We start from the raw sequence: 9,603 nt of genomic DNA on the forward strand, positions 1-9,603 counted from the left end.
AACTGCAGGACCCGCCAGACCCACACCATCGCATTCTTTCGATGCCATCATATCGATCCAACGCCTTTGCTTCGGGACTGCTTATGAGTTCCGGCCGATGCCCATTACATCGACTCGGTGCAGGCGGCAGGATCGCAGTTCCTACTGGTGCTGGTCCCCGATGCTTCGGCACCGGAAGATTGCAAAGGTCGACGGTACCGGCGAATATTCCCGGAATTCTGGTGGGGGGATATCGGTTCGCCTGGGTTCGAAGTAGCCGGTGGTCGTGGCGATGATCGTGTTCTGTCTGCGCGCCATCATTCGTCGTGTGCCGGGCGTTCATGCCGCCGTCCAGCTGGCTCACTGCTTCATGCGGTTGACCTTTATGGACCTGCGGGTGCGAAAGTAGGCCCGATTTGTCCGGCAGTCTCGCTTCAGTAATGGCATAACCCTTCTGTCGATCGGCACACCGAAACCGGTGGAGTCCGTCGCCTGCAAGACGCACAATGCCGCGATGACCAGCAAGACTTACACACCTGTCGTCATGACCAAGTCCGGACCGGTTCGGGGACGCATTAATGATGGCGTAGCGACTTATCTGGGTCTGCCATATGCTACTCCGCCAACCCGTTTCGAATTACCGACATATCCGGCAGGCTGGACCCAGGTGCGCGATGCCAGCGAGCGCGGACCGACAGCCCCTCACACGGTGCGTCCGTTCCCGAACCTTGATGTCGTGCCGCTGGTAGGGACCGGCAGCGACGGCAGTGACGGCGATTACCTGCGTCTGAACCTCTGGGCACCTGAAAACGCCAAGGATGCACCGGTGATGTTCTGGGTCCATGGCGGCGGCTTTGTCGTCGGCAGCAAGGATGCTCCGATCAGTGACGGCACCGCATTCGCTCAATCGGGTGTCATTTGCGTCGCGATAAACTACCGCATGGGCATTGACGGGTTCCTTCCAGTCCCCGGCGCACCGACCAATCTTGGGCTGCGCGACATGCTGTTCGCGTTGCGTTGGGTGAAGAACAACATTGCTGCCTTTGGTGGCGACCCTTCGAACGTGACCGCATTTGGCGAAAGTGCCGGGGCAATGGCAATTGCGAACCTGGTAACGTCGCCTCTGGCAAAAGGCCTGTTCAGGCGCGCGATCATTCAGAGCGGGCATGGCGCGATGGTCCGGGATATCCCGGTTGCACAACGACTCGTGCGCAAGCTCGCTCGATTGCTGGGGGTCTCACCCGATGCAGATGGCTTTCGCAGTGTTTCGCACGTTTCCGCAATGGCTGCGCTGGAAAAGGTCGCCAAGGCGGCATCCATCGACCTGCGTGACGGTGACGGCTTCGAGCCGGTCTTCGGCATCAGTCGCTTCATTCCGGTCTGGGGCGACGATGTGCTCCCGCTGAAGCCGATCGAAGCTTTGCGGCAGGGAGCCGGCGCAGAAATCGAGATCATGATCGGCACGAACGCCGAGGAGATGAACCTCTATTTTGTGCCAACCGCGGTGCGCGACAAGATCCCCGGCCCGCTGGCGTGGTGGTTGCTCTCGCGGTCGCTGCCGAATGCCCGCCGGGCGCTCAAGGCCTACGGATGGGGGCAGAAAGGAGTGCGGCCCGGTGTCGCGATGACTCGCGCGATGTCGGACCTCGTCTTTCGTTGGCCTGCGCGTCAGTATGCGTCCGCCCATCGTGGTCGAACCCACATGTACGAGATGGAATGGCGCTCGCCCGCTTGCAGCGGCGAACTTGGCGCCTGTCATGGGATCGAACTTCCCTTCGTGTTCAAGACCCTCGATATCGCGACAGGACCTGCAGGCCTGGTTGGCGAAGCGCCACCGAGCGAACTTGCCGACAGGATTCATTCGATCTGGGTGAACTTTGCGACTGATGGGACTGTGCCTTGGCGCCACTGGAACGGGGACCGGTTGGTCTATCAGTTGGCAGCGGGAGACACGAACGTCGAACCACCGATGGCGGCAGCGCATTTCCTTCGAGATTGAGAGAGATCGCATGTACCTTGAAAAGCTGCGGCTGGATGGCCGAACCGCCTTTGTTACGGGCGGTGCACAGGGCATTGGCCTTGCCAGCGCGCATGCGCTGGGTGAAGCCGGGGCTCGTGTGACGATTGCGGATCTGGATCGCCAGAGGCTGCAGCAAGGTCTTGATGCATTGCGCGAGGTGGGTATCGAAGCGACAGGTTGCGAGTTGGACGTGACCAACTCGCTTGCCGTGCAGCAGGCAGCAGATGCCATGCTTGCGCGCGAAGGGCGCATCGACGTTCTTGTGAACAATGCCGGTATCGCGCGGAGCGACACGCCTGCCGAGGATGTTGCCGACGAGCACTGGTTGAACGTGCTCGATGTGAATCTCAACGGGAGCTTCTGGTGCGCCCGGGCTTTCGGCCGGCACATGCTCGATGCAGGTTGCGGCAGCATCGCCAACGTCGGGTCGATGAGCGGGTTCATCGTCAATCGCCCGCAGCCGCAAAGCTATTACAATGCATCGAAGGCTGCCGTGCACCAGCTCACGCGCAGCCTGGCGGCAGAATGGGCGAACCGGGGCGTGCGCGTGAACGCCGTTGCTCCGACCTACATAGCAACGCCGCTCAACGCTTTTGCCGACAAGTCCGGGGAAATGTACCGCCGCTGGATCGACGGCACTCCCCAAGGGCGCTTGGGCGAACCTGCGGAGGTAGCGGCAGTCGTGCTGTTTCTTGCTTCCGACATGGCCTCTTTGCTGACTGGAAGCATCGTCATCGCCGATGGGGGCTATACCTGCTGGTGAGCGCCATGGCGTCGTCGTGCAAAGCCTGTCTGACGATCGGCACAGTCCGAAAACCTTTCATATAGGTCTGAAGGCTGTCATACAGGTCGCAGAGAAAAGAGACAGGACAGGCAGAGGACCTCGACATGCTTTTACTTCGCTACGCCATTCTTGCAGGTACCGCAGCCGTTTCGGCACTTGGCCCGGTGCAGGCACATGGGCAGACGCAAGTTGCAGGGACTGCCGCTGGCGAAGGTTCGGCTGAAATCGCAGCCGATGCCTCGATTGTGGTCACTGCCCGCAAGCGGGCAGAGACGATCAAGGACGTCCCGGCTGCCGTCACGGCAATCACGGGCGATGTTCTGGCTGAGCGCGGGCTTAACTCGGTTCGCGAAGCAGCGGTTCTTTCGCCCGGTCTCAATATCAACAGCGACGGCGCGGGGCGTGCGTTCGTGGCCATTCGTGGCGTTGGTGTCACCCTTGTCCAGTCGGTCCAGCCCGGTGTCGGCCTGTTCGTCGACGGCATCTATCGGCCCAACACCGCGTACCTCAACAATCCCCTGGTCGACGTCGAGCGCATCGAAGTACTGCGCGGACCGCAGGGAACGCTCTACGGCAAGAACACCTTGGGCGGCGCGATCAACGTGATCACCCGACAGCCGGGCAACGACCTCTCGGTGCGGGCGAGCGCCAGCTATGCCGGGCCCGACAACCAGTTCATCGCGGCCGGTTCGGTATCGTCACCCCTGCTCCGAGATCTGCTCTCGGTCCGCATTGCCGCATCGCACCAGCAGCAGGACGGGTTTGCCCGCAACACGCTGCTCAAGAAGGATGGCAACCCGCTCAACAGTGACTCCGTCAACGCAACGCTGCGGTTTACACCGGGCGTCGCCGAATTGACCGTGAACGGCTATTACGACTGGATTGACTCCGTCAACATTCCCTACTCGCGCGTCAGCGGACCGCAGGCCTACTCGCGCGATCTGACCTTCAACACACTCAACCAGGTCAAGTACAAGTACCGCGGCGTGAACGCCAGGCTTGCGGTGCCAATCGATGCGTTGTCGAGCAGACTGACCCTGATCGGCGCGTGGGATGCGCGTTCGGCAACCAACGTCGAAAGTGATGTGGACTTCGGCCCGGGCGACTTCGCGCGGGCGAAGGGCGGCGACGAACTGCGCACCAAGACGGTGGAAATGCGCCTCGACAGCGACATCTCCTCGACCCTTTCGACATTGGTTGGCGTGTTTTACAGCCGCGAAGAAGCTGACGGTGTTGACGCGACGACGCTGTTCCCGGCCATCACGCGCCTCCCGTTTGCGGTGGTCCGGAACACGATCAACTCGACGCGAGCGGACACGTACGCGGCTTTCGGCACGGTGTTCTGGAAGCCGAACAGCGACTGGGAAGTCGCACTGGGCCTGCGCTATGATCATGAAAATCGTGTCGTCAATGGGTCGATAATCACAGTGCTCGGCCCGCTTGGTTCGACAGGCGGCGCGTTGCCCGCAGCGCGCATCAAGTCCGACGAATGGCAGCCCAAGCTGACGGTCAAGCGCAACTGGTCGTCTTCGCTGATGACTTATGCATCGGTCGCGCGCGGCTATCGCGGCGGCGGCTTCAATGCGCCCACGGCTCCCACCCGCACGTATCGCGGCGACAGCGCCTGGACTTACGAACTTGGTGCCAAATATGCTGCGGCCGATGGCAGCAGCGGTATGTCCGGGGCGGTATTCTACAACGATTACAAGGATTACATCGGCCTCAATTCGATTGCGCCGGCGGCCGGTGGCGGGCTTGTCACGGTGGATCTCAACACTGGCAACGTCGAAAGCTACGGCCTTGAACTGGAAGGTTTCGTGCGTCCGGTGCCGGCTTGGTCGATCCGTGGCGGGCTTACCCTGATGCACGCGCGGCTTACCGACACCTCGGCCTACACGCAGACGACCGGACGGCGCCTCGCCTCGGACCGCCTGACCTTCCAACCTGACTGGTCCGCCAATCTGGCGACGGATTACACCATCGATCTCGGCAAGGACCAGTTCGTTCTCGGCGCCAATCTGACGGGCAAGGGCAAGCGCCTCGCCGCGACCCTGAACCAGACCACCCCGACGACGCTCGACGGGTATTGGCTGGTCGGAGCATCGGCCACCTACCGCGCCGGTCCGATCGAGGTTTCTGCATTCGCCAGCAACCTGTTCAACAAGGGCTATTGGGAAAGCTACATCGAACGCACCACTTTGCAGCTCGCAGGGCTCCCGGCATCGGACCTCGGGATCATGGGCGATGCACGACGCTACGGTATCCGTATTGGCATGAAGTTCTGAAGATGACCGAGGTCACTTCATTCGAAGGGCGACGCCCACCGCCTGACGGGTTCCTGTCCGGACTGGAAGAACGCTTTGGCGATCGACTCCAGACCGGACAGGCGATCCGCGAGCAGCATGGATCGAGCGAATCCCATTTCGTAAAGATGGTGCCCGACGCAGTGGTATTTGCGCAGGACAAGCAGGACGTCATCGATCTGGTGCGGTTCTGTGCAGCGGCAAATGTTCCCATAGTGCCGTTCGGCGCAGGGACGTCCATCGAAGGCAACGCCGCGGCACCCTTCGGAGGCGTCTCGCTCGACATGTCGCGGATGAACCGGATCATCGCGGTCAACGCTGCCGATTTCGATTGCGTCGTCCAGCCAGGCGTGCGGCGCGAAGAGCTCAACCAGCACTTGCGCGACCAGGGCCTGTTCTTTCCCATCGATCCGGGCGCCAACGCCACGATCGGCGGCATGGCCTCGACCCGGGCATCGGGCACGAATGCCGTGCGCTATGGAACGATGAAGGACGCGGTACTGGGTCTTGAGGTTGTCACCCCGCAGGGCGAGGTGATCCGTACCGCAAGACGGGCTCGCAAATCCGCAGCGGGCTACGATCTCACTCGCCTGTATGTGGGTTCAGAGGGCACGCTCGGTATCATTACCGAGATCAACCTGCGTCTCCACGCCATCCCCGAGGCCATTTCCTCTGCGGTGTGCAGCTTTGCGACGCTGGAAGGTGCGGTCAAGACGGTCGTCCAATCGATCTATTGCAGCGTCCCGCTGGCACGCGTCGAAATTCTCGACGCTCTGCAGATGCGGGCCGTGAACCGCTGGTCGAAGCTCGACTATCCCGAAGCACCAACGCTCTTCTTCGAGTTCCACGGCACACGGGCGCATGTCGCCGAACAGGTCGCGACCGTCGAGGCACTCGCAAGTGCCAACGGCGGTGGCGACTTTGCATGGTCCGACAAGCCGGAGGAGCGTTCGCGCCTGTGGCGGGCGCGCCATGAAGCCTATTATGCGGCGATAAACCTGCGGCAGGGAGCGGTGGGCTGGGCAACGGACGTCTGCGTGCCGATGAGCCGCCTCGCCGAGTGCATACTCGAGACGCAAAAGGACCTGTCGCAGGCCAGTGTGCCGGCAACGATCCTGGGACACGTTGGCGACGGGAACTTCCACGTGGTGTTCTCGCTGGATCCGGATGCTCCGGATGAGCTTGTCGAGGTTGAAGCCATCAATCGAAGGCTTGTCGAGCGCGCGCTTGCCATGGACGGCACTTGCACAGGCGAACATGGCATAGGCCTCGGTAAACAGGACTGGCTAGTCGCCGAACTCGGCAATGCAGTGGAGCAGATGCGCCTGATAAAGCGTGCGTTCGATCCGCAGAACCTGCTGAACCCCGGGAAGATCTTTACCCTGTGACCGAGGCATTGTCTGGGCCAGCCGAACGTTCCTTCCATCCGGCCCGGCCACGACACCGGATCGCGCTGCTCGCGCTTGCAGTGGCCATGGCCACCGGCAACATGGCCATGGGCCTGTTCAGTGCGGTGCAGGAGCAGGCAAAGGCGGAACTGGCGCTGAGCGATTTCCAGCTCAGCCTGCTGAGCGGGCTGGCGGTGTCCATTCCCTTGGCCATTCTCGCGGTGCCGGTTGGCCTGATAGTTGATCGTGGAAACCGAGTTAGGCTCCTGTTGTGGACGGCGGTGGCCTGGACCACCGGCACGCTGTTGACAGCGGTTGCCGAGAGCATGCCGGTCCTCTTCACCGCAAGAATGCTGGGCGGCGTGGGCGCGAGCGTTTCGACGACCATTGCCATTTCCCTCGCATCGGATTTCAGCCTGCCTGCCAACCGTGGCCGTTCGCTGCTGCTGCTGACCGTTGGCAAGTACGCTGGAACGGCGCTCGCCTTTTCACTGGGAGGGTGGCTGCTCGGACACTTTCTCGCTCACGGGGGATGGGCTGGCCTTTCGGCCTGGCGCAGCGCTCACTTGGCGGTTGGCGTACTGAGCGTCCTTCTGCTGTTGCCACTGGCGCGATTGCGTGAACCTTTGCGACAGGAAATGGCGGCCACTGCAGGCCGCTCGGTGAGCGAGACTCTGCGCGAGCTGGCGGCGTATCGACGTTTTCTCGCCCCCTTGTTCCTTGGCCAGATCGGCGTGATGATGGCCGATGCGGCAGCGGCGATCTGGGCAGCACCTGTCCTGTCCCGCACTTACGCAGCATCGCCCCAGGAGTTTGGCAGCTGGTTGGGCGCCGTGATCTTCGGGGCCGGTATTCTCGGCTCCCTCGCAGGCGGTTTCGCTGCCGACGCGGGACTGCGCAGCGGTCGACGCGGGGGCATCCTTACTGGTGCCGTTTTCGGTTCCCTGCTCGCCCTGCCTGCAGCATTTTTCCCGATCGCACCAGATACCGGCGTGTTTGCCGAATTGATCTTCTTGTTGCTGCTTGGCGGCACGATTACCGGCCTGGTGACCGCCACCACGCTTGCAGTCCTCCTGCCCAACGACCTGCGCGGGCTGGCGATCGGGGTGTTCATGGCACTGGGCGGTCTGGTCGCCTTCGGCATGGCGCCGACGCTGGTGACCGTCGTCAGCACTGCGCTGGGCGGGGAAGGGCGGATCGGCCTAGGGCTGGCGATAGTCGGCTTCGGGGCAAGCGCTACGGGATGTGCGGGGTTCATCATCGCGCGACACCGGGCGCCGCCACCTGTAAGATAGCTGTTGCAAAACCTATCATATAGGTTATGTCGACTCCGAGGAGTTCGCCATGAAAGAGCAGGTCCACGTCTCGCACGAAATGATCACGCTGGTGGGGCAGGGGGTCTGCCCTGATGCCCGGCTACCCGAGGGATGGATCGCCTACCTGTTCCGGTGCGGTGGCGAGGGCAAGTCGGACCTGCTGCATTACCGCGAAGCGCTGGCAGAGGGGGAGATCGAGGATTCGGTTCTCGTGTTCTTCGTCGCAGCCTCGGCCTGTGAGCGACTTTTTGAGGCAAGGCCGCAAAAGGCAGCAACATGGCATTTGCCCAGCAGGCTTCTGGCCTTGGCAAATTCGATCATCCACTGTGAGGCTACTGGCGAGGCGGCAACCACGCTGCGCCTTGCCCGCAGTATCGAACTCCTGTGTCAGATCCATGTGGCTTTCGAAGACGGGGCGACGCTGGTCCCGGTGGAGCGCGACAGCGGATTCAGCGAACTGGACGTCGCGCGGATCGCGATGGCACGGCGGTCTCTCGATCAAAGCTGGCACGAGAAACTGACAATTGCTCAGCTTGCGCGGATCGCCGGCATCAACCGCGACAAGCTCGTGCGCGGCTTCCATGAAATTTACGGCACGACGATTGCTCAGGCCTTGACGGAGCGCAGATTGGCGGAGGCACGGCAAATGTTGTTGTCTTCGCAGCTGCCGGTTTCCACAATCGCGTACCGGTGTTCCTATCTCAACAACGCGTCGTTCACCCGCGCGTTCAACCGCCGCTATGGCATTGCCCCGTCTGAACTGCGCCGCCAGGGGATTGCAGCATGAAGGCCGGCACATTGGTTGACAGCGCGGCCGAAGCTGTGCGCGAATACATCCGGGCGCACGGCCTGAAGGTCGGCGATGCGCTCCCCGCGGAAGGCGCGTTTGCAGCAGAACTGGGCGTCAGTCGCCCGGTGATGCGTGAGGCATTTCACGCTCTAGCAGCCTTGAAGATGATCGACGTGGGGAATGGCCGCCGCGCGCGCGTCGCGGCGATCGACGGTTCGGTCATGGCCGCCTCCATCGGTCACGCGGTTTCCACGGCTCAGGTCTCTCTGGTCGACGTTTGGGACGTACGGCGCACGCTGGAACTTCGCACGGCCGAACTTGCCGCTGCCAACCGTTCAGACGAACAGGCATCGCAGATCCTGAGGGCGGCACGTGAACTTGAGCATTTTCGTGACGAGAACGAAAGAACCCGGGCCGACACCCGCTTCCACCAATTGATCGCTCTTGCCAGCGGTAACCAGCTGTTCTTCCAGATTGTCCGGTCGTTCGAGCAGATGATGCTCGTGGCGATACCGAAGGCTTGGGCAGGACGAGTGACCTCTGAGGACCGCGAAGAATCTCTTGTGCTGCATCGGGAGGTTGCTGAAGCAATTGCCGCCCGGGATCCGGAACTGGCGCGCGTGGCGATGGAATCCCATTTCGCCCGGTCGATCGGCGACCTGTTCAGACAAGAATCCTGATTGCGAGACGTCAGGTACAAGGCACTGATTCCACCCTTCATGATTTTTCTGGGCAAGGCTACAGGCTGAGTATTGTTTTCGGCCTTTGCGAGAGCGCCAGACCGCTGGTTGCAATCAGTTTGAGGGCCAGCGTGTCATCGATGGCGTGGAAGTGAACGCCCTGCGATGGGCTGATCCACCACACGACTCCCCCCGAGGGCCAGTTGCTTTGGCTTGCACAGGTGGGCGAAGGACTTGTCAGCGGTATGCAACACACCTCTTGGGTTGGTAGTGTCCCACGGCGTGGTGTAGGAACACCGATCCTCGGCAGGGCCGAGGATGATCAGGCTGCCAGTGCCGGCAG

General features: G+C 62.0%; 7 protein-coding genes. All 7 read left to right on the forward strand.

Annotated features, from left to right (window positions below; translation table 11 throughout):
- The first annotated feature begins 493 nt into the window (after positions 1-493).
- The 7 genes from AC1Q5P_RS21465 (at position 494) to AC1Q5P_RS21495 (ending at position 9,260) form a co-directional block, all read left to right on the forward strand.
- Positions 494-1,978 (forward strand): carboxylesterase/lipase family protein, encoded by a 1,485-nt coding sequence (locus AC1Q5P_RS21465; RefSeq protein WP_492519977.1) that lies wholly within the window; start codon positions 494-496, stop codon positions 1,976-1,978.
- A gap of 10 nt (positions 1,979-1,988) precedes the next feature.
- Complete coding sequence (locus AC1Q5P_RS21470) at positions 1,989-2,762, forward strand: SDR family NAD(P)-dependent oxidoreductase (RefSeq protein WP_492519978.1); 774 nt, start codon at positions 1,989-1,991, stop codon at positions 2,760-2,762.
- 125 nt (positions 2,763-2,887) lie between these two features.
- Positions 2,888-5,068, forward strand: a complete 2,181-nt coding sequence (locus AC1Q5P_RS21475) for a TonB-dependent receptor (protein WP_492519979.1) — start codon at positions 2,888-2,890, stop codon at positions 5,066-5,068.
- A gap of 2 nt (positions 5,069-5,070) precedes the next feature.
- The gene (locus tag AC1Q5P_RS21480; RefSeq protein ID WP_492519980.1) at positions 5,071-6,474 is read left to right on the forward strand and encodes an FAD-binding oxidoreductase; all 1,404 of its coding nucleotides are present in this window, start codon (positions 5,071-5,073) and stop codon (positions 6,472-6,474) included.
- Positions 6,475-6,560: 86 nt separating this feature from the next.
- Positions 6,561-7,769, forward strand: a complete 1,209-nt coding sequence (locus AC1Q5P_RS21485) for an MFS transporter (protein ID WP_492519982.1) — start codon at positions 6,561-6,563, stop codon at positions 7,767-7,769.
- Positions 7,770-7,818: 49 nt separating this feature from the next.
- On the forward strand, positions 7,819-8,577 hold the full coding sequence (locus AC1Q5P_RS21490; RefSeq protein WP_492519981.1) for a helix-turn-helix transcriptional regulator: 759 nt from the start codon (positions 7,819-7,821) through the stop codon (positions 8,575-8,577).
- Positions 8,574-9,260 carry a FadR/GntR family transcriptional regulator gene (locus AC1Q5P_RS21495; protein WP_039335572.1) on the forward strand — a complete coding sequence of 229 codons (687 nt, stop codon included), beginning with the start codon at positions 8,574-8,576 and terminating at the stop codon, positions 9,258-9,260. The genes AC1Q5P_RS21490 and AC1Q5P_RS21495 overlap by 4 nt, the downstream gene beginning before the upstream one ends.
- Positions 9,261-9,603: the final 343 nt, after the last annotated feature.

The organism is Novosphingobium sp. GW835-FHT14H07, assembly GCF_058793515.1.

What these genes read in the sequence shown, in the direction of transcription:
- AC1Q5P_RS21490 (WP_492519981.1), top strand. Translation starts at nt 7,819, where the DNA reads ATGAAAGAGCAGGTCCACGTCTCGCACGAAATGATCACGCTGGTGGGG.
- AC1Q5P_RS21495 (WP_039335572.1), top strand. Translation starts at nt 8,574, where the DNA reads ATGAAGGCCGGCACATTGGTTGACAGCGCGGCCGAAGCTGTGCGCGAA.
- AC1Q5P_RS21470 (WP_492519978.1), top strand. Translation starts at nt 1,989, where the DNA reads ATGTACCTTGAAAAGCTGCGGCTGGATGGCCGAACCGCCTTTGTTACG.
- AC1Q5P_RS21480 (WP_492519980.1), top strand. Translation starts at nt 5,071, where the DNA reads ATGACCGAGGTCACTTCATTCGAAGGGCGACGCCCACCGCCTGACGGG.
- AC1Q5P_RS21485 (WP_492519982.1), top strand. Translation starts at nt 6,561, where the DNA reads ATGGCCACCGGCAACATGGCCATGGGCCTGTTCAGTGCGGTGCAGGAG.
- AC1Q5P_RS21465 (WP_492519977.1), top strand. Translation starts at nt 494, where the DNA reads ATGACCAGCAAGACTTACACACCTGTCGTCATGACCAAGTCCGGACCG.
- AC1Q5P_RS21475 (WP_492519979.1), top strand. Translation starts at nt 2,888, where the DNA reads ATGCTTTTACTTCGCTACGCCATTCTTGCAGGTACCGCAGCCGTTTCG.